Annotated in this window: 7 protein-coding genes and 1 pseudogene; 4 read left to right on the top strand and 4 right to left on the bottom strand. The window is 71.7% G+C overall.

Going from position 1 to position 26,792, the window contains the following annotated elements; genetic code table 11:
• Positions 1-33: 33 nt before the first annotated feature.
• Complete coding sequence (locus tag ACFQ6S_RS10470) at positions 34-18,690, top strand: hypothetical protein (RefSeq protein ID WP_383405889.1); 18,657 nt, start codon at positions 34-36, stop codon at positions 18,688-18,690.
• A gap of 27 nt (positions 18,691-18,717) precedes the next feature.
• On the opposite strand, the gene ACFQ6S_RS10465 is transcribed toward ACFQ6S_RS10470, so the two are convergent.
• The 3 genes and pseudogenes from ACFQ6S_RS10465 to ACFQ6S_RS10455 form a co-directional block, all read right to left on the bottom strand.
• Positions 18,718-20,688, bottom strand: a complete 1,971-nt coding sequence (locus ACFQ6S_RS10465) for a potassium transporter Kup (protein WP_383405886.1) — start codon at positions 20,686-20,688, stop codon at positions 18,718-18,720.
• A gap of 112 nt (positions 20,689-20,800) precedes the next feature.
• On the bottom strand, positions 20,801-21,697 hold the full coding sequence (locus tag ACFQ6S_RS10460) for a hypothetical protein (RefSeq protein WP_383405883.1): 897 nt from the start codon (positions 21,695-21,697) through the stop codon (positions 20,801-20,803).
• A gap of 34 nt (positions 21,698-21,731) precedes the next feature.
• A pseudogene (locus ACFQ6S_RS10455) lies at positions 21,732-22,189 on the bottom strand (helix-turn-helix domain-containing protein).
• Positions 22,190-22,295: 106 nt separating this feature from the next.
• On the opposite strand from ACFQ6S_RS10455, the gene ACFQ6S_RS10450 reads away from it, so the two are divergent.
• On the top strand, positions 22,296-22,796 hold the full coding sequence (locus ACFQ6S_RS10450) for a DinB family protein (RefSeq protein ID WP_383405880.1): 501 nt from the start codon (positions 22,296-22,298) through the stop codon (positions 22,794-22,796).
• A gap of 53 nt (positions 22,797-22,849) precedes the next feature.
• Positions 22,850-23,494, top strand: a complete 645-nt coding sequence (locus ACFQ6S_RS10445; RefSeq protein WP_383405877.1) for an SRPBCC family protein — start codon at positions 22,850-22,852, stop codon at positions 23,492-23,494.
• 73 nt (positions 23,495-23,567) lie between these two features.
• On the opposite strand, the gene ACFQ6S_RS10440 is transcribed toward ACFQ6S_RS10445, so the two are convergent.
• Positions 23,568-25,730 carry an FG-GAP repeat domain-containing protein gene (locus tag ACFQ6S_RS10440; protein WP_383405874.1) on the bottom strand — a complete coding sequence of 721 codons (2,163 nt, stop codon included), beginning with the start codon at positions 25,728-25,730 and terminating at the stop codon, positions 23,568-23,570.
• Positions 25,731-25,884: 154 nt separating this feature from the next.
• Between ACFQ6S_RS10440 and ACFQ6S_RS10435 the strand changes: the two genes are divergently transcribed.
• Complete coding sequence (locus ACFQ6S_RS10435; RefSeq protein ID WP_383405871.1) at positions 25,885-26,787, top strand: GNAT family N-acetyltransferase; 903 nt, start codon at positions 25,885-25,887, stop codon at positions 26,785-26,787.
• The last annotated feature ends 5 nt before the right edge of the window (positions 26,788-26,792 follow it).

Raw genomic sequence — 26,792 nt, 5'->3', positions numbered from 1 at the left:
TTCCTGCCCGTACGGCCCCCAGGACGGCCCCCGTTGAGCATCAAGGCATCGCCCGAGGTCAACGCGATGATCTTCATCCTCACCGGGGAGAAGCTCATCGACGCCGACGAGGACCTCGCGTACGAGAGCCGTCGGCCCTACTCCGGACTGGGCCGCAAGCTGGACAGGATGTCGGCGCTGATCGACAAATCGATCCACGACATCGCCGAGGTCATGCCGGACGACCTGTCCAAGTCGTACGCCAAGGCGATGGGCATGCTCATCGACGACGGCGGCAAGAACTACCTGCGCGATTTCGCCGAACAGCTCGACAAGATCGCCGAAGGCCGGCGCAAGACCTCCATGGACATCATGGAGTCCAAGTGGCAGGTCATCGCCGAGGTCATCCGGCTGCTCATCGAGATCGCCATCTACCTGGCGATGTCCTTCTTCACCGGCGGTGCCTCGGCCAGCCAGATCATGATGGCCAAGCTGCGCAGCCGGTTCCTGATCCTCACCACGCTCACCCACCTGCTCCAGAGGCTGCACCTGGCGCCCTCGCTGACCGAGGCGTTCGCCGAGGCGTTCACCACCTTCGCGGTGCGGCTGGCGATGATGAACTTCGCCCCGGACGGCCGTCGTCCCGACGGCTTCGACTGGAACGACATCCTGAAGTCCGCCGCGTTCGGCGCCGCCGCGGGCTTCCTCACCAGCATCTTCGACGACATCGCGAAGAAGATCGTCAAGAGTTACGACAACAACTTCCTCAAGAACGGGCCGGACCTCGACTTCAAGCCCAACCCCAACCTGAAGAACACCCCGAGCCCCGACTTCAAGAACAACGGCCCAGGCCCCAACCCCAAGCCGGACCCCGACCCCGGCCCCACCCCGAACGACCGGCCCCGCCCCGACCCGAACGCGAACGGCCCGGGCTCCCCGAACAACACACCGCTCACCTTCCGGGACAACCCGCTCTCCTTCCGGAACAACCCCGACCTGTGGCGCAACAACCAACTCCTGCGCAACAACGCCGACCGGCCGGGAGCGCTGGCCGGGCACTACGGGCTCAAGGGGACGGCCGACTTCCTCGCCGCGGGCGCCGGCGAGGCGCTCGCGGAGATCCTGATCAAGGGCGCCTTCGACGGTGACTGGTCCACCAACTGGTCCACCTTCGTCGGCGCGGGCATCAGCAGCCAGGTCGAGTCCACGCTCACCGACGGCGCCCTGAACAGCGGTGCCGAACTGCGCCACGTCATCGACAAGATGCGCAACCAGCCGCCCACCGTATCCGGTGGCACGGGTGACTCCGACACACGAGAGGGCACCGACTCCCCGCGCACACAGGACGGCGACGGCCCCGACCGTACCGGCGGCCCCTCGACCACGAACACCTCGGGCGGCGCGGGCTCCAACTCCACCTCGCCCCCGCCCGTCACCCAACAGAACACCGGGCAGGGCGACTTCACCGACCGCCAGTCGCCGCCGCCCTATACGTCTGAGAACCCGCCGCAGTACACGACCCAGGACCCCCCGCGGTACTCCCCGGGCTCGTTGCCCTCGACCGCCGCCGAGAACGCGCTGTGGCAGCAGATCCACAACGGCCCCGCCGACATCCGCGACCAGGCCCTGCGCGACCTCGCCGACCTGCGCGGCGACCAGCCGCCCAGCAGCGCCGAGATCGACGTCCGTGACAGCGTGCACAGCGACCTGTCGCAGCGGCCCGAGGTCCGCGTGGTGCCCGCCGGGAACGGCCCCGCCGTCGAGGTCGACGCCGACAACGTCCGCCGCGCCCTGGACGGCTTCGGCACACCGGTCACGGTGGACACCCCGCTCACCACGGTGGGTTCCCCGGACAGCGACATCCAGAACTCGTCGGACGTGACACCCGAGCAGGACGACCGTACGGCTCCGATGCCGGGCCAGGTGAACAACGGTCCCGTCGCCTCCAGCGGCTCTCACAACTCCGCCGCTCCCGGCACGGGCACGGGTGCCGGCACCGGCGGTCGGCCGGGTGGCGCACCCGTCGCCGGAGGCACCCCGGGGGCCTCCGGCCCGCATCCGCAGGACACCCGTACGCCGGACGGCACGGCTCCGGTGGACGGCTCGCAGGCGACGACGGACGACGCTGCGCAGACCTCACAGTCGCCGGAGACCACGTCCTCGCCGGAGGTCCCCTCTTCTCCGGAGACCCCGGTCTCGCCGCCGGAGACGGTCGACTCGTCCGACAGCACCGTCACCTCGGAGTCCACCGAGAGCGTCTCCACCCCGAGCCCCGACATCAGCACCGCTCCGCAGAAGGTGAGCACGACCGGCTCGTACGCCGATGCCGGCGAGGTCGGTGACACCGGCGACGCGCGTGACACCGGCGGCGCAGCCCAGGCACCGCCGCTGACCATCGTCGTCTCGGAGACACCGCCGCCGGGGGAGGGGGCGCCGGAGGCGGCCGAGCTGCTGGACCGGGCCGGGACCGACCGGACCGTCGTGCTCGGACCGGCCGTCACTCCGGACGGCGCCGGCCGCCCGGTTCGCGCCGCCGTCGAACTGACCCGCGAGGGACCGGGCGCCCCGGTCCGGGTCCGCCCGCTGACCGGCCCTCCGCCCACGGTGACGCCGGAAGGCGATACGGCCACCACACTCACGACGGAGACCGACTTCCCCGGCGCGGACGTACTGCTGCCGCTCGCCGATGCCCTCGGCCCGGTATCCCGCCCCGTCACCGAGAGCTCGACCCCACCACCCTCGAAGGTCGGCACCGAGTCCACAACCGCCGTACACGACAACGGAGTCGGCCCCGATTCCAAAGTCACCACCGTCACCAGCACCACCGAACCCCCCGCCGCCAAACTCGCCACCTTGTCCCGCCCCTGGACCGAACCTGCCACGGACCTGCACCTGGAGTCGGGGCACGGCAACGGAACCGACGGTCATGAACCCGGCCTCGGTGGCGGACGCGGGCCCGGGAACGACGGCACCCCGCCCCCACCCCCGCCCACCACGCAGGACACCCCCGAGGCGACTCCCTCCGTGCCGCCCCCGCCGCCGGGACGGATCGTCGTGCGCCCCGCGAACAGCGGCAACGGCAGCACCCCGCCCGCCCGTGAGCCGGTCGTCACCACCCTCGACGGTCACACAGTGCCCGTCGAGCAGCTGCGGCGCTTGGTGCCGGACACGTCCGTGAAGCCCCAACCCGGGCGCGCCGTACGGACGTTGACGATCTCGCAGAGCCCCGCCGAGGACAGTACGTCGCAGGGTGCGGCGCGCCAGAGCCTGCTCGGTCAGGACACCTTCCGCGGCGTGCGCACCACCTCACGTCCGCTCACCCCGGAGAACAACTCCGCCCAGCCCTCGCCGCGTACGGTGTTCACCGGCCCGCCGGTCGCGCTGCCCGGTTCGGGCACAGAGCACGGCGCCGACTACTTCGCGGGCCACGGCACCCCCCGTACCGTCACACTCGGCACCGACGACGCGGCGCGCCCCACCGTGAAGGTCAGCGGTGTGCAGCTCGGTGAGGTGCTCAAGTCCTGGGCGCAGGACGGCGATCAGGACCGGCCGCTGGTGCTGTTCTCCTGTGAGACCGGGCGGCAGCCGGAGGTGGCGGGGCTGCCGGTGGCCCAGCACGTGGCGAACCGCACCGGCCGGCCGGTGTACGCGCCGACCACCGAGGTGGGTACGGCCAGGGACCGGGACGGCGACGTCCGAGCCGTGCTCACCGAGGGCCAGGACGGGCCGGGACGGTGGCGGCTGTTCACCCCGGAGCCCGGCGGCGCCGACCTGGACGAACTGGCACGTGACGCCGGCCTGCACACCGGCCCGGAACCGGCCGACGCCTTCGCCCGGGCCCGCACCCTCCAGCAGATCCGCACACTGCGGGACGCCCTCGGCCCGGACGCCGAACAGCGGCCGGAGAACCGGGAGTTGCTCGCCGGGCTCGCATACGTGGACGGTCTGCGCTGGCTCAGCCCGGACACCGCGGCCCGCTACGGCGACGGACGGATGACCCCGGACCTGCTGCGCCGGATGGTCACCGACCGGCCCGGCGCCACCGTCGATCCGGCGGCCGGACCCACCCCGGAGCAGTACACCGAATTCCTCCGCGCCGCAGCGGAGTTGCGCTCCTCCGCCGGACCCGACACCACACTCGACGCCCTGCTGCCCCCGCCACCGCCCGCGCTCCCACCGAGCACCCTGGTCTCGCCGGAGGACGTGCGCGGTCTCACCTACGCACCGTCCGCGCAGATCACCTGGTCGCTCTCCACCACCCCGCTGCCGCTGTCCGAGCTGGGCCTGAGCGCCGAGGACTCCGCCGAACTCGCCCGCCGCAGGCCCGACCTGGCGCCCGCGCCGAGCCGCCCGGAGAGCCTCGCCGAAGACCTCACCCTGTTCAGCAAGGGCGCCGCGACCGCCGACCCGGCGGACACCGTGCGGGCGGACGGCCGGAACTTCAGGCGGCTCGACACTCCGGGCGGCGGGAACTGCCTCTTCCGGGCGCTGCTCGACAGCGCACGCAGCCAGGACGTACCGCCGGCCTGGGCCGCGCGGAACGTCGCCGGACTGCGCGGCCTGCTGCGTGACCGGCTCACCGGGTCCGAACTGGCCGCCGCGGCGGCCGAGGCCACCCCGGACCCGGTGCTCGCCGTGGTGGACGACCTGCGGCTGACCGCCCTCGCCGGCGTACGGGACGCGGACGCGCAGAGCCGGATCACCCAGCGCTGGAACCGCATCGCGCAGGCGGTCGTCAACGACGGCGACCCCCGCCGGTGGCGGCGCATCCTCCGCGACAGCGGCTACCCGCAGCTCGCCGACGTGGCGCCCACCCCCGCCGACGCCCGACGGCTCGGCACCGAGGGGCTCATGGCCGCGGCGGCCGAACAACCCGGGCTGTGGGCCTCACCGTTCGCCGACCTGCTCCCGCAGGCGCTCGCGCACACCCTCGACCTCGATCTGCGTCTCGTCCAACCCGACCCGCACGCACCGGGGAACACCTTCGTCACCACCCTCCACCCGGGCGGCCAGGACGGCACCCTGCACCTGGCCTACAACGGTACGGATCATTACGACGCCCTGGTCCCGGCCACGGCCCCGCTCACGCCCGTACCGGACCCCGACACCACCACGACGGAATCGGCCACCGACGATTCTGACGGCTCCGACCCCTTCGGCGAGTGGCTGCGCGGCATGGGCGGGATCACCGATCTCGACCGCCCCGACACCGAGTCCCCCGACCGGGGCGACCCGGTACCGCTGGAGACCCAGCTCGATCGGCACCGCCCGGCCCGCCTGCTGACCGGAGCGGACGCCCCGCCCCCGGGCCCGACACCGCGCACCGTCACCTTCGAGGACGGCAGCCGGCTGCCCACCCTGCTCATCGACCCGGGTGCCGATCCGGATCCGGCCGACGGCAGCCCCGAGCCCCGCACGGACGGCACCCCGCGACCCCGGCCGGCCGGCCTCTTCACCGGCCCGGGCGTCCTCACCCTGCGCTCACCCGAGCAGGTGGCCGAAGAGGTCCTTGGGCAGCTGCCGAAGAAGCTGCGCGATCAGTTCGACGAGGCGGAGCTGCTGCGCCTGCTGACCGAGCAGCCGGGCGCCTTCACCGCCCCGCGCGGCGCACGCTTCGTGGGCCGGGAGAAGTCCGGCGTCGGCCACGAGATGACCGTCGAGGCCATCCCGTACCACCGCTGGGAACGCTTCTCCGACGTCGACGGCGGCACCACCCGGCTGGACACCATGCGGCGCGGCCAGGCCGGCACCGGCGGCGGGCGCAGCGTCGGCTACGGACGCCGGATCGCCGCCGCGCTGAGCATGGGTCCGCCGCTCAACTGGCTGCTGAAGATCGGCGTTTCGCTGGGCTGGACCCGCCGTACCGACTACTCCCTGGGCACCCAGGCGTACCACCAGACCGAGCACCGCGCCCACGAGGGCTCGCACCTGCACCTGGACGACGTCCACTACCGGGTGCGGGTGGAGCGGGTCACCGAGGCGCCGAAAGCCACGGGGCCGGACACCTCGCCCGCGACGGCCCCGAGCTGGCGGCGCAGCCCGGTGCACACCGCGGAGTTCGCCATGCGGGACGGGCTGAGCTGGCGGCTGCCGGACGACCTCACCATCCCGTTCCAGGGGCCGCGCCGGGCGCCGGAGACGCTCACCTTCCCGGACGGGATCGAGCCGAGGATGGCCGACACCACCGGACTGCACCTGCTGGACCCGCCGGAGGACGTGGCCCTCGCCATCTCCGGTGCCCGGCCCGGCAGTTCGGCGCACCGGACACTGGTCTCGTACGTCCGTCCGGGGCGGCTGCTCGCGCTGTTCGGGCGGTTCTCCGGGCCGGTCAGCGGACCCGAGCTGACCCGGGGGAGCGGTCAGCATCCGCTCGGGCACCTCGTCGTCGAGCGGTCGATCCCGCACCGGGCCACCCTGGTCACCGAGTCGGTCAAGGCAGAGCTGCGCGACCTCACGCAGACGACGTACCAGAACGAGCGCGGCCACGTGCGCGACACCCGCTTCGGCGTCCAGGTCACCGCCGGCCCCAACTACACCATCATCGGCCCGGAGACCGACGTACGCCTCCAAGGCGGCCCACTGGTCCGCGCGGACCTCAGTACCGGGCGCGGCCACTACCTCGGCACCGACGCGGCCCGCAAGACGACCGGCCGCGTCCGCAACCAGCCGGTCGCGCTCTACCGGGTCGAGCGCACCCTGATGGTGCGCAAGGCCGGCGAGCCGGCGTCAGCGGCCCGCCCGCTCCGGGTGGTCAGCCTCGACTGGATCTCCACCCAGGACGCGCGACGGCTCGCGGGCTGGGACAGCCGTACGCCCGGACAGACGGGTCCGAACCCGGACGCCCAGCCGCCGGTGCCCTGGTATCTCACTCGGGAGGACCCGGTACACCTCAGCGGCCAGGTCCGCGCCGAGGGCTTCCGCCCCGACCGGCCGCAGAACGCCGTACCGAACCCTGTGCCGACCCAGGGACAGGGCCAGCAACAGAACCAGCAGCCGGATCCGCAGCAGAACCCGCCGCAGGGTCAGCAGCAGAACCCGCCGCAGAACCGGGATGGGCAACCCTCCCCCCAGGACCCCCTGCGGGCCTTCGCCGACACCGTCCTCGACACCCTGCACCGCTCATACCCGTCGCTCTTCGTCCCGCCACTGATGGTGCGGCACCCGCGGCTGGCCAGGTTCTGGTACGGCGACGGGCGGATGCGGACCGCGCTGCACAACGACCGTCAGGTGCGCGAGGCCCTCAACCGGCCCAGCCTGGCACAGAGTCTGGACGACCTGGCCACCACCGGAGTGCCGGTCACCCTCACCGAGGACGGCAAGGTGCGCCGCGGCCACCACACGCTGATCCTCCGCGCGCGGCTCACCGACCGGCGGTTCGAGACCACCATGAGCGAACGCTCGCTGCGCAACGCGGTGATCGGCACCGAGGTCTCCGGCCAGGGGCAGCAGGCGTCCGCCACCCTGTCCGGCGGTGTCGAGCTGGGCATCTCGCCACGTGATCACGACAAGGTGCCCGAGGCCGGACTGCCGCGCCAGACCGGCAACGTGTCCCTGGGCGCCCGCTATGCCAGGACCGACCAGAAGGCCACCCGCAATACGGTGGCGGTCAACCACGACCACCTGATGTTCCAGAACGGCGCCGACCTCTACAGCTACCAGGTCGAGCTGGGCGCCACCTTCGAGGGCCACCGCCGCCCGCGCGGCTGGGCCCGGCTCGCCTCGGTCGGACTCCTCGGTGCCGGCGTCTTCGTCAGCAAGGTCGAGGAACGTCCGCTGTTCAACCGGGGCAGCGAGACCGTGGGCCGTGTGGAACTGGCCGTGCCCGCGGCGCACGGCTCCGACCGGCACGCCCCCGCGGACCCGGCGCCCACCGGACCGGCACCGGCGCCCGCACCACCCGTGCGGCTCTCCGCCGTCGAGGCCGATCAACTCCTCGACGGCACCCGCCCGTTGCCGAGGACGGACTCGGCCGGCCAACGGCTCGTCCGCAGGCTGCTGCGCGCCCCGCACGTGGTGCTCAGCACCGAGGGCGGCGGGGAGCGCCAGCAGCTGATGCAGGACACCGCCGACCGCGCCTCGGGCACCTCCTGGCACGTCAGCGCGCCCGGCGCCCCGGTGCGCGGCGCGCTGCGCCGGGCGATGGCGAACCTCCACGTGGCCGGCCAACTCGGCCAGTACCTGGGCCCGTTCGGCTCCCGCATCACCGGACTCAACGGCGCAGGACCGCTCCAGACCCACTATGTGAAGGGCGCGATCCGCGGCGAACTGGACAACCTACGGGTCAAGAGCGACCCGAAGCCGGCCACGCTCGAAGCCACCATCGGCAACGAGCACCGCGTCGCCGGCAGCGCGAGCACCGTCTCGCGCACCACTGTCGGGGTCCAGGGCGCCGACATGCCGCTCCAGCAGGCTCCCGGCGGGCCGGTGGTGGTCGGCTCCTACTCGACCGCCCTGCAGTACGCGTGGGGCAAGGGCCGCAGTGTCGCGCAGACCCTCACCCGGGGACGCAACACCACCCTCACCTACGGCGGGCGGATGTACCTCGTGGTCGCCGACGCCGTCGAGACCGTCGCCGTACGGGACCGCTGGACGGCCGCGATGGGCGCGGTGGGCACCCGCGCCGGGGCCGGCATCAGCTCCGCCGCCGGACGCCTGTCCGAGCGCCTCGGCCGCGCACTCGCCCCGCGCCGGGCGGCCGCCGCGCTCCAACGCGTCCGTGACGCGGTGATGTTCCATCTGCCGATGCAGGACGTCATCGAGGCCGGGCTCGCCCAGGACGGCCTGGGCACCACCACCCCGCGCAACCTCGGTGGCGGATACCGGGTGCCCCCCTTCCTGCGCGGCCGCCGCTTCCCCAGCCACCCCAGCGGCCAGCTCGACGCGAGTCACGCCGCCCAGCAGCTCATGGGGCGGATGGCGAAGATCGGAGTGCCCTCGCACGACCGGGAGCAGGTCCTCCAGCGGCTCTCCCCGGACTTCCTGCGCGCCCATCTGCACGAGCTGACGACCGACGGGATGACCCTGCCGGTCCGCTACCGCACCTGGTCCAGCCCGACCCACCTCCCGGTCGGCGGCAGCCCCGGACAGGTCCGCTTCAAGCTGACCCCGGTCACCACGACCGTGGAACGGCTGCGCACCGGCTTCGAGTTGGAGGACTACCGCACCACCGCCCGCGACGACGCCGGCAGCTCCTCCCAGGACCGCGGCGCCGACGTGACCCTCGGCGTCGGCCAGCGCGCGGCGGACAGCGGCGTCCTGCTCGCCAACCCCTCGATCCAGGGAACCGCAGCCAAGGGCCGGTCGAGCACCCGGACCGAGACCACCGGCAACACCTCGATGCCGAACATCGCCACCACCCAGGCGCACGCCGAGATCGTCACCAGCTACACCCTGACCGTCACGATGACGGACGCGACCGGCGAGACGCTCTCCCCGCGCGCCGTCGCGTCGGTCGGCACCCTCAACGAGATCGTCCCGGCCGGGCTGCTCACGCCGGACGGTGACAGCGCTGACGGCGCGCTCACCGAGGAGGACGTGCCCGAACCGGAGCGTGCGGTAAGGATGCTGACGGCGGATCAGGCACGCCCGCAGGGCATCGCCGCCTGGCGCACCGGCGACGACGGCACCGGCACCGCCGACCCGGACGTCCTGCCCTTCGACGACCGCATCGGCTCCGGCATCCTCGCCGTGGACATCCGCGGCGCGGCCAACGTCCAGGACGCCCTGACCCTCGCCACCGCCCGCGCCGACGGCCTCGGCGACAGCGACCTCGGCCGTCGCCACACCGGCACGGTCCTCTCCGAACGCGTACGCATGGCCCGCCTCACCCCCCTCACCGGCCTCGGCACCGCCCCCGCGCAGGCCCAGCAGGAGGCCACCACACAGGTCGGCCTGACCTCCGGTTTCCGTGAGGCGCTCGGCACGGACGGCTCACCACTGCCCGCCCAGGCCTCCGCCCGCCTCTTCGGCCAGTCCCACACCGCCGACTCCCGCCTCTACGCCAAGATGCACCGCCGCGGCGCCAGGCTGCTGGCCGTCGAGAGCAAGCCGCGCATGGAGGCCATGCAGCGCTCGAAGACCTCCGACGCGCTGGAGGCCGGCATCACCGACAGCGTCGAGGGCGTGGTCGGCACCGCGCCGCTGGCCGGCAACAGCAACGCGGGCGTGATGAACCCGGGCGCTTCCGTCCCGATCGGCGGCGCGACCGACGGCACCGCGCTCAAGGGCACCGTCGACACCACCCTCGGCACCCATCTCAAGGTCGTCACCGACCGCAGCATGCTCTTCGCGGTGCCGGTGAGCTGGCTGTCGGTGGCCGAAGTGGACCATCGCCTCACCGACAGCCGCCCGCTGCACGCGCTCGGCAAGGCCAAGCGCGGCCCGCGCGCAGCGGAAGCCGAAACCACCGCCCTGGTCTGGCTGCGCGAGGACATCGCCCGCGACTACGGCCTCCTGGACGACGCGACGTTCCCTGGAGAGGTCGGCGCGGCCTGGGACGACATGGCCAAGGCGGCGGGCGACCTCGCCGCGGCCGAGAAGAACTACTACGACGCCCGGGCGCGAGCCCGCGAGACGTGGCTGGACCTGAGCGCGCAGGAGCGGGCCGCGCTCGGCGACGACCACCCCGACCGGCCGACCGTCCTGCCCCGGGCCGTGGCCCAGTCCCCGGCCGTCGTCGCCTGGCAGGCCGCCCGTGAAGAGGTCCGCCGCTGGGAGGGGCACACCGATGCCGCCGCAGCCGACCACCACCGGCTGCACCTCGCGGCCTCCCGTCTCACCGCCCACCACCAGGGCCGGGCGGCGGTCCCGGTGCCGGACCGGCAGCAGGAGTACGCCGAGCCGGACTGGCGCTCCGAGGTGCCCGAGCCGTACCGGATCACCGACGGCACCGACTCCGACCCGCGCACCCTCACCTCGCCGGACGGCACCACGGTGCGCGAGGTGCACGACATGCCGCACGACGGCGCCTCCTTCTTCCATGCCCTCATCGCCGTGGCACAGGACCGCGGGCGGCTGCCCCACCTGCTCGGCACCGACCTCGCGGCCCGGTTCGCGGCCGACCCCGGCGACCCGGCGGTCACCGCGCGGGCCGTCCGAGCAGCCCGCAACCGCCTCGCCTGGGAGCTCGGCGAGGACCGCAACCAGGACCTGCTGGACACCCTCGCGCTGGATGCCGCGGACACCTTCACCCAGGACGAACTCGACTTCGCGGGAGTGCGGTTGACCCCCGCCCAGCAGGCCGAGTTCGACGCCTTCGGCCGGCTCCCGCAGACGCTCTGGCCCACCCCCGCGCAACGGGTCGGGCTGGCCACCGCGGCCATGCTCCGCCCGTTCACCGGCGAGGCACGGCCGGACGGCACCGGGCGACCGGACGGCGAACCGGCCCCGCCCGAGCGCCGCGCCGGCGACCACGGCGGCGCCGACCTGCTGCCCGCCCTCGCCGCCCGGGTCCTCGGCACCCCGGTCACCGTCGTCACCGGTGAGGGACGCGAGCAGAGCTTCCTCCCGCCGGGCACCGATCCGGCCGCCGTCGACCCGGCCCGCGATCCGGTCCTCCTCGCCGCCGACGGCTTCTTCCACGCCACCCTTCCGCCCGGCACCCCGCCCCCGGTCGCCACCCCGCTGCCGGCGACGGCGACCACGGCCGGCACCGATACGGACGCCGGGACCCCGGACACCGGGCTCACGCGTCCCACGCCCGCGCACCGCAGCCACGCCACCCCGCCCTGGCATCCGCCCGTCGAGAGCGCGGGCCCGAGTTACCGTCTCGTCCGCGACGGCGTCCTCACCGCACCGGACGGCGCCACCTACACCCAGGGCACCCCCACCGGCCGCGGCAACGGCTTCTTCGCCGCGCTCTCCACCGCCCTGCACCACGCGGCCCAGCAGCCCGGCCCGGACCGTCACGAGGCGACCCGCCTGCGTCTGCGCGCCGAGACCCCGCCCGGCCGGCTGATGCGTCTGAACGGCCTGCCCGGCGCCAGGGCCGAGCGCGACTCGCTGTTCACGCCGCCGCCCTTCACCGTCCGCCCGGGCGCGCCCCCGCCGAGCCAGGACGCCCGCGACGGCCATCTGCGCCGCCATCTGGCCGAGGCCCCCTGGGGCCCCGGGGCCGACCGTGCGGTGGCGGAGTGGGCCGCCGCCGCGACGGGCGCCACCGTCACCCTGATCGAGGAGAACGGCACCGCCCACACCTACCCGGGCCCCTCCGGTGAAGCCGGCCCGCACCTTCGACTCCGCCGTCGCGGCGGCGACTTCGTCCCCCTGATCCTGCGCACCCCGGCACCCCGGCCGTCCCCGCCGCAGCCGGAACAGAACCCGGCGGCAGTCCCGTTGCCCCCGGCGCCCGTGTCCCCGACCGGGAGCGCCCTTCCGGGCCTGCCGGACGAGGAGGAGGCGTACGGCCTGAGCACACTGTCCGGAGCCGGCGAGACGACGGACATGGGCGCGGACCCGGACGTCGAGATGGACCTCGACTCCGGTTCCGAGAGTGAGCAGGCGGCCGTGCGGACCAGCCCGGAGACCGAGTTCGCGGCCGCGTTCGCCGACCTGCTGGACGAGCCCGAGCTGCGGGCCGACGCCCTGCTGGACGTGGTGCGACGGCGCAACGCGCGTCTCGGCGGATTCCCGGACGTGGCGTTCGACAGCGCGTTCACCGAGCACACGGGGATCGGCGTGCCCGAGGCCCTGGACCAGGTGGAGCAGGCCGGCAGGCTGTCGACCGAGGAGTACGAGGGGCTGCGCGAGGCGCTCGGCCTCGGCATCGGCGTCCCCTTCACACAGACCACCCCGCCCGGCACGTCACAGCGGGACCGCGAGGTGACGCTGCGGATGCTGGACCGCGTGGCCCGCCTGGTGAAGGAAGCGCTCCGCAAACCGGATCGCCAGGCCGACGCCCAGGTCACCCCGCACATCGCCGTCACAGTGCTGCCGGACGGATCGCTCGGCATCGCCGGCAACACCGGCGCGAAGGCGCTCACCGCGGACGAGGCCGCCCTGGTGGAGGCGGAGCTGCGCTGGTTCGTCTCGGGACAGGAGCCGGGCGGTACACAGCGGGTGCGGGAACTGGAGAAGTGGTCCCGGGACGAGGAGTCGCACCGGCAGTGGTCGGCGCGGCTGGACCAGGAGGAACGGGACCTCGCCCACCGGTCCGGGGAACAGGCGCAATTGCGGACACGGCTGGAGGAGCAGTACGAGTCGGGTGCGTGGGACGACGGGTTGCAGCAGCAGTGGGACACCCTGCTGGAGGACGAGGCGGCCGGCGGCCAGGACCAGCGGCGCCTGACGGGAGAGCGACAGCAGTGGCGGCGCGACGAGCGGTGGCTGGCGCGCAGGCGGCCCGGTGTCGCCCGGGACACGCGGGACCGTACGAAGCTGCGGGCCCTGGCCACCGGCTGGTACCGGCTCTACCACCCGGACTCACCGGAACTCGACCTCGTCAAGCGGGCGTTGGCGAACCCCCGCATCCTCAACGTGGCGGGCCGGGACGGGACCCCGGCGCCCGGAGCGCACGGCTCCGAACACGGCGAACTGACCCTCCTCGGGCACTGGGTCGAGCACTGGGAGAACAACCCCGGCGACCCGAACGCGCCCCGGACCCTGCCCCTGGGCGGGTTCAAGATGGCCTGCGCCTCCTGCGACCTCGCCTACCAGGCGGTCAATCAGCACATCGGGACCGCGCTCGGCCACCGGGTGCAGGCGTCCGGTACCCACGGAGTGTTCTTCCCCGGCTGGCGCATGCCGGACTGGATGCGGCAACGGCCTCAGCTGGTGCAGCACATCAGGGACAACGCGGAGAACATCGGCGCGTACCTGGACCAGGGCGGGGTGCTCCAGGGCGAGCGGACCGGGGGCTCGAACGAGCAGTATCCCGCCGGGTCGTCGTCGGAGTACGAGTCCGGTGACGAGGCGATGGACACGGACGGCATGCCCGGCTCCCCGGCCCCGGGTACGGAACCGCGGTTGCCGCAGACCCTGCCGCCCGGGCTGGACGAGCCCGCCGCCACCCCGCCGGTCCCGCGAGGCCCGCGCGACAACCGCCCTCGCTTCGTGGTGCGTTCCGGCTTCGACGCACGGCGGTTCTCGCACGGCGGCGAGCCGGTCACCGACCTCACGGTGCGCCTCGCGATACGCGGCCCCGAGGGCCAGGCCGCACACGTACGTGATCAACTCGCCATTGGCGTACGAGAGTTGCTCAACAGTCCTGCCTACCTCCTGGCCAACGGCGACCGGCTGCACGTGACCGTCGAGCATGTGGACCCCGCCGACTCACCTCACCTGACCGTGGACCTGGCAGGGCGGGACCGGGCGATGGACCAGACGACGTGGTGGGCGGACGCGGCCCCGGCCCACCTCGTCCACGAACTCACCCACCAGCTGGGCCTGCGCGACGAGTACCGGGACGCCGACTCCCCGCACCGCCCCCACATCCCGGGCAGCCTGCTCGGTGCCCTCGACGAGCAGCCCGAGGACTCCTCCCTCACGGCCACCGGCCTGCGCGACCGGCACCTGGCCCTGCTGAGCGCCCTGATCGGCGATGTGACCCCTCAGTCGCAGCAGAACGAGGGGAGCTGGGAAGCGGCCCGCACGGCCACCACGCCCGTCCCTCGCAAGTCGGTCTGGGTGGACCCGGTTTCGCTGCCCCGGTCCAGCGAGACCGCGGCCGACGTCCCGGCGCGCATGCCGCAGGACGCGACCATCACCCCCTTCAGGTCGGGCAACTTCGAGTTCACGAACCTGAAGCACACCAACGAGAAGTACCGGGACAAGGCCGTCCGCATCATCGATCTGCTGCGCAAGCACGACACGATCCGGGACTACATCGGCAACCGCCCCTGCCGTATCACCTTGCACCTGCGCACCACGGAGACCCCGGCCGATGTGACGGATCACGGCGAGGCCGGCGTCGAGATCAATCTCGCGAGTTACTACTTCGAGAAGTACGACATCGGTTACGTGATGGGCATGCTGGCCCATGAGATCGGCCTGCATCCCCTCGCCTCCCGGAACACGAACATCCCCGACGAGGAGGCCATGTTCGAGGGCGTGCCACTGGCCGTGCCGGGCCTGGCGGACCTCAAGACGCCGCGCACCATGAGCACCGAGGGTGCGGGCCAGGCGGACCACATCATGGCGGCCTTCCCCAGCAGCACCCGGCACGGGATCTACCGGGACATCGTCGTGAAGATGGCGGGTGTGCTGGCCGAGGACGCGCGAGCGGGGGAGGAGGGCGCCAGGGCCAAGGACGTCACGGACCTGATCGACACCTATCTCATGGACCTGGCGACGATCGCGGTCACCGGCGACCGACGCAAGGACGCGGCCTGGGAACCCCGCAACACGGCGAGGGTCTACAACGCGTACAAGGAGATGTTCGTCGCGCGGTTGGCCCAGGACAGCCCGGTCCGCTCGCTGCTGCCGGCGGACAAGAGCTGGTACAACGTCACCGGCAACTTCCTCGGCCTGGGCTCCAGCTTCACCTTCAACAACCAGGGCGACAGCATCCAGACCGGCACCGCCACAGACATCGACACCGCCGCCGACTCCGGCGAGGCCCGTCCGCGGCTTCCCCAACCCGGCACCGACACCGCCCCGCGGCCGGCGGACCCGCACAAACCACGAGGCCCGCGCGACCGCCGCCCTCGATACGTGGTGCGTTCCGGCTTCGACGCCCGCCGGTTCTCGTACGACGGCGAGCCGGTCACCGACCTGACCGTCCGTATCGCCCTGCGCGGCACCGACGCCCAGGCGACCCAGGTGTACGACCGACTCACAGCGGGCGTACACACATTCCTGAACAACCCCGGCCACCGGCTCCCCAACGGCGACCGACTGCACATCACCGTCGAACTGGTCCAGCCCACGGACTCCCCACACCTGACCGTCGACCTCGCCGGACACGACCGGGCGATGGACCAGAACACCTGGTGGACGGACGCCGACCCGGTCCATCTCGTCCACGAACTCACCCACCAGCTGGGCCTGCGCGACGAGTACCGGGACGCCGACTCCCCGCACCGCCCCCACATCCCGGGCAGCCTCCTCGGCGCCCTGGACGAACAGCCCGAGGACGCCTCCCTCACGCCCGCCGGCCTGCGCGAGCGGCACCTCGCCCTCCTCGGCGCCCTCATCGGCACGGTGACCCCACACCCCCAGCACGACGACCAGACCTGGGAGGGGGCCCGTACGGGCACCACACCCGTCCCGCGTCAGTCCGTCTGGGTGGACCCGGTCTCCCTGCCCCGGTCCGGCGAGACCGCGGCCGACGTCCCGGCGCGCATGCCGCAGGACGCGGCGCTCACCCCCTTCAAGTCGGGCAAGTTCGAGTTCACCAACCTCAAGCACACCAACGAGAGGTACCGCGACAAGGCCATCCGCATCATCGAACTCCTGGGAGACCACCCGACGATCCGGGACTACATCGGCAACCGCCCCTGCCGCATCACCCTGCACCTGCGCACCACGGAGACCCCGGCCGACGTACGCGACCTGGGTGACGAGGGTGTGCAGATCAACCTGGCCAGCTACTACTTCGAGAAGTACGACATCGGCTACATCATGGGGATGCTGGCCCACGAGATCGGTCTGCACCCCCTGGCCTCCAGGAACGCGAACATCCCCGATGAGGAGGCCATGTTCCAGGGCGTTCCGCTCCCGGTACCGGGGCTGGCCGAGCTGAAGACGCCGCGCACCATGAACACCGACAGCGCCGGGCAGGCCGACCACATCATGGCCGCCTTCCCCAGCAGCACCCGGCACGGGATCTACCGCGACATCGTCCTGAAGATGGCCGACATGCTGGCCCGGGCCGCGCAGACCGGCGCGGAGGGAGCCAAGGCCAAGGACGTCACCGACCTGATCGACTGCTACCTCATGGACGTCGCCTCCATCGCGATCACCGGCGACCACCGGATGAACGCGGCCAAGGAGCCCGGCAACACCGCCAAGGTCTACAACGCCTACAAGGCCCTGCTCGTGCAGCACATGGCCGAGGACAGCCCCGCCCGACCTCTGCTGCCCGCCGACAAGGGACTGTTCGGCGTCGTACGGGACTTCGCCCAACTCGCCACCAGCCTCGCGACCAACAACCGCGGCGACAGCATCCAGCAACCCCTCGCGACGGACGAGGCGCACCCACGGCTCCCGCGGTCCACCCAGGCCACAGCACAGCAAACCCAGGCCGCCACACCGCAGTTGCGGGGTCCGCGCGACGATCGCCCGCGTTTCGTGGTGCGGTCGGGCTTCGACACACGGCGGTTCTCGTACGAGGGCGAGCCGGTCACCGACCTCACGGTACGGCTCGCGATACGGGATCCAGAGGGCCAGGCCGCCCAGGTACGCGAGCGACTCGAGGCGGGGGTGCGTGAGTTCCTGAACGCCCCGGCGTACCGCCTGCCGAACGGGGACCGTCTGCACGTGACCGTCGAGCACGTCGACCCGGCGGACGCCCCGCACTTGACGGTGGACCTGGCGGGCCGGGACCGCATGATGGACCAGAACACCTGGTGGTCGGACGCCGACCCGGTCCATCTGGTCCATGAACTGACGCACCAGCTGGGCCTGCGTGACGAGTACCGTGACGCTTCCGCCCCGCACCGCCCGCACATTCCGGGCAGCCTGCTGGGCGATCTGAACGAGCCCCCCGAGGACTCCTCTCTCGCCGCGTCCGGCCTCCGCGGCCGGCACCTGGCCCTGCTCGGCGCGCTCATCGGGGACGTGACGCCGGCCCCCGGGCAGGACACCGAGCAGACCTGGGACGCGGCCCGTACCGCTGCCGTATCCGTCCCGCACAAGTCGGTGTGGGTGGACCCGGTCTCCTTGCCCGAGCCGCACGACGGTACGGCGGCCGACGGAGTTCCGGCCCTGATGCCGCAGGCCGCGGCGCTCACCCCCTTCAAGTCGGGCAACTTCGAGTTCACGAACCTGAAGCACACCGACGAGAAGTACCGCGACAAGGCCGTCCGCATCATCGAGCTGCTGCGCAAGCACGACACGATCAAGGACTACATCGGCAACCGTCCCTGTCGCGTCACCCTCCGTCTGCGCACCACCGAGACACCCGCCGACGTGATCGACCGTGGCGAGGACGGCGTGGACATCAACCTGGCCAGCTACTACTTCGAGAAGTACGAGATCGGCTACATCATGGGGATGCTGGCCCACGAGATCGGTCTGCACCCCCTGGCCTCCCGGAACAGGGACATCCCCGACGAGGAGGCGATGTTCGAGGGAGTCCCGCTCGCCGTGCCGGGCCTCGCGGACCTGAAGACGCCGCGCACCATGAACACCGAGGGTGCGGGCCAGGCGGACCACATCATGGCGGCCTTCCCCAGCAGCACCCGGCACGGGATCTACCGGAACATCGTCCTGAAGATGGCCCGGATCCTGGCGGAGGACGCGGCGAACGGGGAAGAGACGGCGAAGTCCAAGGACGTCACCGACCTGATCGACTGCTATCTCATGGACCTGGCCTCGATCGCGGTCACCAACGACTACCGGATGAACGCGGCGAAGGAGCCCGGCTACACGGCGAGGGTCTACAACGCCTACAAGGAGGCGTTCCTGGCCCAGTTGGCGGAGGACACCGCCCTGCGAACCCTCCTGCCGTCGGACAAGAGCATGTTCGGTGTGATCAACGATTTCCGGCGCATCGGCACCTACATCGCGATCAACAACCGCGGCGACAGCATCCAGCAGGCCGACGCGAGCTGAGCCCCTCGCCCGGAAGTCGCGGCGCGTCTACACCTCGATGTACGAGCCCATGATGACCGTGCGGTCGCGGGGGAGGCTGAAGTACTCCACGGCGTCGGAGGTGATGTACGAGGTGGCGATGAACAGCCGCTTGCGCCACGGCGCCATCGAGGGTGCCTCGCCCCGCCGGAGGTCGATCTTCGACAGGAAGTAGGAAGCCTGATCGAGCTCCAACGGTCCTTCGGTCGAGGCCGGGTCGAGCAGCGCCAGGGTGCCGGGCACGTCCGGCGTCTCCATGTAGCCGAAGCGGGCGGTGACATGGATGATTCCGTCGTCGGCATAGCCGAGGTCGTCGACGACGATCCGCTCCTCGACCGGGACCCGGGGCACGGGTTCGGTCTGGATGGCGAGGATCACGACCTGCTCGTGGCGCACCCGGTTGTGCTCGACGTTGGCCCGCATGGCCAGCGGTGCGGTCTGCTTGCCCCGGTTGAGGAAGACCGCGGTGCCGGGGACCCGAAGCGTCGGCGCTTCACCGCTGCGCAGACGGTCGATGAACTCGGGCAGCGGGCCTTCGCGCTGTTCCCGTTCCGCCGTGACCACTTCGCGGCCCCGTTGCCAGGTCGTCATGACCGTGAACGCCGTCAGTCCGATCAGCAGCGGCAGCCACGCGCCGTGGACGAGCTTCGTCAGGTTGGCCGCCACGAACAGCAGGTCCACGAAGAGGAGCAGGCCCGCTCCGATGGCGAGCAGCCACCGGGGCGTGCCCCACTTGGCCCGGGCGACGTAGAAGAACAGCAGGGTGGTGATGGTGATGGTGCCGGTGACCGCCATGCCGAAGGCGAATGCCAGCGCCGCCGACGTGCGGAAGGCGAAGACCAGAGTGAGGACCGAGACCATCAGCAGCCAGTTGACCCAGGGGACGTAGATCTGGCCGATGGTGGATTCCGAGGTGTGCGCGATCCGCAGCCTCGGCAGATAGCCGAGCTGGGCCGCCTGGGAGGCCACCGAGTACGCGCCGGTGATCACCGCCTGGGAGGCGATCACGGTGGCCGCCGTCGCCAGCAGGATCATCGGCCACCGGCCCCAGTCGGGTACGAGGAGGAAGAACGGGCTGCTGATGTTGTCCGGGTCGTCGAGGATCAGCGCGCCCTGGCCGAGGTAGCTCAGGACGCACGCGGGGAATACGAGGATCAGCCAGGCGCGCGTGATCGCCGGGCGGCCGAAGTGCCCCATGTCGGCGTAGAGGGCCTCGGCGCCGGTGACCGCGAGGACGACGGCGGCCAGCGCGAAGAAGGCGATGCCGAAGTGGTTGACCAGAAAGCCCAGGGCGTAGCTGGGCCACAGCGCCTTGAGGATGTCCGGGTGATCGGTGATGCCGACGACGCCGCACGCGCCGATGGCCACGAACCAGACGATCATGATCGGCCCGAACACCCGGCCGACGGCCGCTGTTCCATGGCGCTGCACCAGGAACAGGATCACGATGATCACCGCGGTGATGGGCACGACCGCGCTGTCCAGCGACGGCTCCACGACCTTGAGCCCCTCCACCGAGGACAGCACCGAGATCGCCGGGGTGATCATGCTGTCGCCGAAGAACAGCGATGCGCCGAAGATGCCGAGTGCGGCCAGTACGGCGGTCGCCCGCCGGCCCCGCTGCGCACTCCACCGTCGCAGCAGGGTGATCAGCGCCATGATGCCGCCCTCGCCCTCGTTGTCGGCGCGCATCGCCAGCAGCACATAGGTGACAAGGACGATGATCACCACCGACCAGAACACGAGCGACACCACCCCGTACACGTTGTTCGTGCTCACCGGGACGGGGTGCGGGTCATCCGGATTGAACACGGTCTGGAGGGTGTAGATCGGGCTGGTCCCGATGTCGCCGAAGACCACGCCGAGAGCACCGATCACCAGCGCGAGCCGCGCCGTGCCGTGCGCGCTCGGGCCACGAGCCTCCGACGGGCGCGATGCGGATCCGCCGTCCGACGCGGACCCGTGTCGGCGATCGGCCATGGTGAACCTCCTCCGCACAGGCTGCTGTGCTGCAAGCCAGGTGCATCAGGGCGGACGATACCGATCCCCTCGCGTCACCGTTCGTATGAGCGCGCCGCATGTTCGAACGGCGTCATGTCCTCCGGTAGCGCCAGCCGAACGGGGAAGGAGCCCAGCGCAGACGTACCCCGGTCATCCGGGCGATGGCACGAAGGTGTGGACCGGTGTTTCCGATGAACCAGACCGAACGATCCGCGTGCGGCCAGACGTAGGCCGGAACGCCCTCGTCGAGGAGGGATGTCAGTCGCGGCTCCTCGAGTGCCCGGGCCGCGAACTCGTAGAGCGCGGGAAGACGGGGAGCGATCAGGCCGTAGTCCAGCATGCGGGCGAGGGCATGCTCGGCGAGGACGACTTCCTCGACGGTGCCGGCCACCGGGTACTCCCTCGGAAAGGACCGACCGAGGTCGAGGAACAACTTGACGCTTCGATGACGCGGGTCCACCAGCCGGGGGCCGGGGAGGGACAGCCGCCCCAGCGCGAGTCGGGGATTCGCCAGCATCGCGTGGGTGAAAAGCACTCGAAGCAGCGCGACGTTCATCATGAATCGCTCTACTTTGAGTTCCTGCGCCGCCAGGCTTTCGTACTTGAGATAGCCCGCGACAATGCTGGCGTTGTGCGCACGGTACCAACGGGTCGGCGACGGTTTCTCAATGAACTCCACCCAGCACTGAACACCATGGCTGCTGGCATTCCGTGAGGCACTGGTCGTCAAGAGCCTGGCCTCGACCTTGTCCCGCAGCAGGGTTTCATTCACTTTGCGCCACCAAGGACTGCCGGCCGGATCCGAGGACTCCGGCTCGAGCACCCCGCGAGCGGCCGACCAGCGCATAAAGCTCAACTCGGCATGCCCGAATCGTGCGAAGCGGTCAGGCGCGGCGCGATAGAAATCCTGCGCCAGCGCGAGACGTTCAGCCGTGTTGTTCTCCACGAGCTTCACCTGCTGCCGTGCGCGAGCGGCGGCGTCAGTCACGGCGACTCAATCGGATCGGCGTCATGCGAGAACCTCATGAACCTGAGGGCTGGACCTTTCGATGATCAGGATCACGGTACCGCGGCAGAGACACCCCTTGCAGGCCGAACAGGACGAGAAGCTCGACCGCGCCGCCGTCGGCGCTGCCCAGCCAGTGGGCAAGGACGTGTCGAACCCGGCTGTCCCACCGGCCGGCAACGAAACCTTCATGGGTCTGAGGGGTCGGTTCGAGTGGTTCCGGCTGCGCGGGGATGATCATCTTGAACGCGTGCACGCCGCCCGGTCGCCGGGCCAGGTGCACGAAGGTCATACCGAACCGTCTGATCGGCTTGAGGTGCATCCGGGGGTCGCCGGTGCGCGGGGGGACAGGGTGCTCTCCGACACGCCGGTCCTCGCCGCGAGTTCGGCGAGGGTGATGCCGCGGTCTCGACGCGGCACGCGAAGCCGCGACCCCACCGCGTCGAGCACCTCGTCGTCCGTCTTGCTTGCCATGGGCGCCATCTTGCCGTAATCGCAAAATTCCGTGCCAGGCCGTGGGGTGCCCGGAAAGACTGAGCGCGCAGCGACGCAAGGACTCTGGAAAGGAAGGGACACGACTATGCCCGGCACCACCCGCCGCAGCCGCCGCGGCGACACCCCGCCGCCCCGGACCGGAAGGGACGAGAGCGAGGTCCTTCGCGGCTTCCTCGACTACCTCCGGAATTCGATCGCCGCGAAGGTCGACGGGGCACCCGAACCGCGTGTACGAACAGCCGCGGTGCCCTCGGGTACGAACCTGCTCGGCCTGCTCAACCATCTGACCTTCGTCGAGCGCTCGCTCTTTCTGGGGGAGGACGTCACCGACTGGAAGGCGACCTTCCAGGCCGCGCCGACCGACGGTGTGGCCGATGTCGTGGCCCGCTACCGAGACGCGGTCGAGCGCGCGAACGAAGTGCTCGACGGGTGCGCCGATCTTGGCGCGCCGGTCCCTCGACCGCGGCCGGACCGCCCCGGCCCCAGCGTCCGTTGGGCACTCACCCACATGATCGAGGAGACCGGCCGCCACGCGGGCCACGCGGACATCCTCCGCGAACTGATCGACGGCTCGACCGGCCGCTGATCCGCCTTCTCCCGTGGCGCGGCATACAGCTCGCAACCGACAAGGGGAACGCCATGTCCAGCAAACGCAGCACCAGCGTCCACGCCGCCCTCCTCACCGTCCCGCTCGTCATCGGAGCCCTCGGCACCGCCGCCGCACCGGCCGGGGCAGTCGGCTCGAACTCCAGCAAGTCCCTCACCTGCCGCGGGGCAGGCGTCGACCCCGATGCTCTCGTCCGCTTCAGGACCGAGACGGTGATCCACGCGCCGCTGAGGACCATCTGGAAGCTGCAGACCGATGTGGAGCGCTGGCCGTCCTGGCAGGCCCCCGTCGAGAGCGCGGAACGTCTCGACCAAGGCCCCTTGCGGAAGGGATCGGCGTTCCGCTGGACGACCCCGGCGCCCGCCACTCCCACCACGCCCGCCACCACCCTGGAGATCACCTCGACCGTCGAGCAGTTCAAGCACCACTCATGCATCCGCTGGACCGGCCCCGCGGTCGGTGACGGACTGCGTATCGACGGCGTTCACGTGTGGACCTTCACCGAGGTGCGGGGCGGCGTCCTGGTGCGGACCGAGGAGACCCACACCGGGGAGCAGGTGGAATCGAACGTGCCCCTGGCGACCGAGATCCTCGCCGACGGCCTCAAGGGATGGCTGCGCGACCTGAAGACCACCGCGGAAGCCCGCGACTGCGAACGGCCTCGCGGTCACCGCTGACAGAAGGAACGTGACGGGGGAGCGGGCGGCCCGTCGGGACCTGGTGGTCACGACGGGCCGCCCGACCGCGTCGTCAGGAGATGCGGATGCTCGACCAGTTCGTGGACTTGCCGACCTGCGACCGGTTGCCGAAGCCGCCCTGGCCGTTGCCCCGGTTCAGCCAGGCGCGGCCGTCCTTGTCCAGGGAGACCATGTCGGCCCGGCCGTCACCGGACAGGTCGAGCCCGCCGACGACGTCCTTGTAGGAGGTGCCCCAGTCCTTGAAGACCAGCGACCGGGACGTGAAGGTGCCGGCGCCGGTGCCGTTGAACCGCCACAGCTCGTTCGACGCGTCGATGGCGAGGAGGTCGTTCTTGCCGTCGCGGTTGAGATCCCCGGCGGCGATCAGCCTCTTGTAGCCGCCGAACCCGGACCCGGCGAGCGTGCGGGCCTTGAAGCCGCCCGTGCCGTTCTGTGCATACAGGTACAGCTTCCCGGTCGAGGCGGACCGGGTCAGCAGGTCGGCCCGGCCGTCGCCCGTCAGGTCGCCCGGCGAGAGCACCGTGTCGTAAGCGCTCCAGTCCGACGAGACCTTGACGTGGAACGACTGCAGGTCGGGCAGCCCGCCGCAGATCGTCGGGTACACGTCGGCCTCGCCCCTCCGGTTGCGGACGAACACGTCGTTGCAGCCGTCGCCGTCGAGGTCGCCGAACGGCAGCACCTGGGTGCCCGTCACCCAGGTGCTCGCGCGCTGCCCCGCCGACAGCTTCGTCGCGTCGCCCGCGTACACCTTGAGTCCGGTGCTGCCCTGGCCGAACAGGTCGGCCTTGCCGTCGTCCGTGTGGTCACGCCACTTGGGCAGCGCGCGGGCGGCGGTGGTGGCCTGGTAGACGCCGTACAGGATGGCGCTGTTGGTCTCGCTCCGCTTGTACTCGTCCCACAGCACGACGGGCCGGCCGAGCGCGTCGGCGGCCACCTCCGGCGCCCCGGTGAACTGGGCGGTCGTCGCGCTCAGCCGCCGCGGGGTGGACCAGGTGCCGCCCTTGAAGACGGCGGCCATCGTGTACTCCTCGTACGAGTAGCCCTCCCGCCAGGTCAGGGTGACCGTGCCGCCCGAGGTGGCCGCCGCGCCGACCGCGCGCACCTTCTTGTGCGTGGAGAAGCGCTGTGTGTACGGCTGCCAGACGCCGGCCGCGGAGCGCACCGAGTACCAGGCGCCGGTCGAGTAGCCGGGGTCGCCGGCGATGAAGAGGTCACCGTTCGGCAGGTAGACGGGCGTCGTCATCCCGTACGTACTGCCGTAGTTGGCGGCGGACCGGGGAGCGCTCCACTGGGTGGTGCCGGCGGCCCGGCGCGTGTGCATGAGGTGCGCGATGTTGTCGTAGAACACGTCGAAGCCGCCCTGCGGACCGGCGAACACCTTCGGGCGCGCCAAGTCCTCGGCCGGGATCGAAAGGCCCTGGGCCGCCGTCCAGGCGGTTGCGCCGGGGGCCTTCTCCAGGGCGACGACGGCGTTGCTCGTCCGCCACTGCCACACCAGCAGCGCGGTGCCGTCCTTGGCGACCGCCAGGTCCATGCTGGAGATGTCCCGGCTGCCGGACGGCGGCTGCTCGTTGAGGTCGGCCGGAGCGGTCCACGCGCCCTGCGGGCCGGACTTCTCGGCGGCCTTCACGACGCCGTGGACCGACCACACGGCGATCAGCCGGCCGTCGGGAGCCGCCGCCAGGTGGTGGTAGCCCTTCTCGGGGACCGCGGCGACGTACTCGGGCTCGGAGAAGGCGGTCGCGCCGGGCGCGAGGGTGGCCACCTTCAGCCAGTAGTTGCTGTGGTCGTCGGCACGCTTGGCCCGCCAGACCAGGCGCACCGAGCCGTCGCCGAGCGAGACCAGCTCGGTGTTGTACCCGCCGGCGTCCGGCCAGTTCTGCGGGGCGAGCCAGCCGGTGGCGCCGGCCGGCCGGATCCGGGTGGAACGGGAGAGACCGTCGCCGGTGAGGGAGACGAGCGCGCCGTTTCCGGCCGACACCAGGGCGTTCAGCCCGCCCGATGCGGAGTCGGCGTTGGGGTTCGCCGCGTGCAGGGCGCGGGTGCCCCACGGGCCCGGCGCGCGCGTCTCCACGGCGGCCGCAGCCGAGGCCGTGGCGGTGGTGCCGGTGGCCGAGGCCGTGGCGGTCGCTCCGGCGACGGCCGGGGCCGCGGCCGACAGGGCGAGGACGGGAGTGAGCGCGATGCCGAGCACCGCGCGGGACTGCGAAGTCATGGGAATGCCCCCCCGGGCAGGGCGTATCCGGTGGCCCGGATTCGCCGAACTGTTCAATCAAACCTGGCGTAGCGTATATCAGCCAAGATCGTCCCGCGTGGGGGATCCCTCCCGCTCCTCGGCGGAGCGCTGTCGGCGGCGGGGACAATGAAGCATGCGCCCGGATGACTGGCACCTCACGGAAGACGTCGACGACTTCCTCGCCCGAGCCGGAGACTTCCTGCGCTCGCGTCCCGCCCTGCACAACACGCCGCTGACCGACATCGAGAAACTGCGCACTCGTGGCGGGGCGGACGCACACGGCGGTGCCGAAGCCATCGTCTTCGGCCGGCTGGAATCAGGAGGCGAGGTCCGCGCCGTCTTCTACCGGACTCCGGGCGGCCGCCTGGGCCTCACCCCCCTTCCCGCCGAGCAGACCGACACCCTCGCCGCCCACCTGGCCGGCCTCGGCCACGCTCCCTCCCACGTCATCGCGGACCACGACACCGCCACCGCCTTCGCCAAGGCATGGCAGCGGCACACGGGCGCAGCGCCGGTCCCCTTCTGGGGGACGCATCTCTACCGTCTCGGCACGCTCGCCCCACCGCAGCCGCGCCCGGAGGGCCGGGGCCGCGCCGTGGGCGAGAGGGACCGCGAGCAAGTCGTGCGCTGGTGCCGTGAGTTCTGTGTCGACGTCGGGGAGCAGTCCTCCATCGACCTGATCGACGCCGGCTCCTGGGCCGACTCGCGCTTCGGCGACAGACACTTCACGTTCTGGGAGACCGGGGACGGCACTCCCGTCTCCATGGCGGCCGCGACCTCGATCGTCGGCGGCATGGTCCGGGTGGACCCCGTCTACACCCCGGCCCACCTCCGGGGCCGCGGCTACGCGGGTGCCGTCACGGTCGAGGTGAGCCGTGCCGCGCTGACCGCCGGCGCGACCGATGTCGTCCTGTTCGCGGACCCGGCCAATCCCACCAGCAACGCCCTCTACCAGCGCATCGGATACGTCCACGTCACCGACTTCACCGGGTACAGATTCTCCTACCGCGCACCAGCTGCGATCACTGGGCCGTGATGCCC

Source organism: Streptomyces sp. NPDC056479 (genome assembly GCF_042795335.1).
GTDB lineage: Bacteria > Actinomycetota > Actinomycetes > Streptomycetales > Streptomycetaceae > Streptomyces.
Note: the sequence above shows the minus strand (reverse complement) of the source record. Positions and strands in the feature narration are given on the sequence as shown.

Excerpts from the sequence above, each read along its gene's own strand:
- ACFQ6S_RS10465 (WP_383405886.1), bottom strand. The coding sequence starts at position 20,688 with ATGGCCGATCGCCGACACGGGTCCGCGTCGGACGGCGGATCCGCATCG.
- ACFQ6S_RS10450 (WP_383405880.1), top strand. The coding sequence starts at position 22,296 with ATGCCCGGCACCACCCGCCGCAGCCGCCGCGGCGACACCCCGCCGCCC.
- ACFQ6S_RS10445 (WP_383405877.1), top strand. The coding sequence starts at position 22,850 with ATGTCCAGCAAACGCAGCACCAGCGTCCACGCCGCCCTCCTCACCGTC.
- ACFQ6S_RS10440 (WP_383405874.1), bottom strand. The coding sequence starts at position 25,730 with ATGACTTCGCAGTCCCGCGCGGTGCTCGGCATCGCGCTCACTCCCGTC.
- ACFQ6S_RS10435 (WP_383405871.1), top strand. The coding sequence starts at position 25,885 with ATGCGCCCGGATGACTGGCACCTCACGGAAGACGTCGACGACTTCCTC.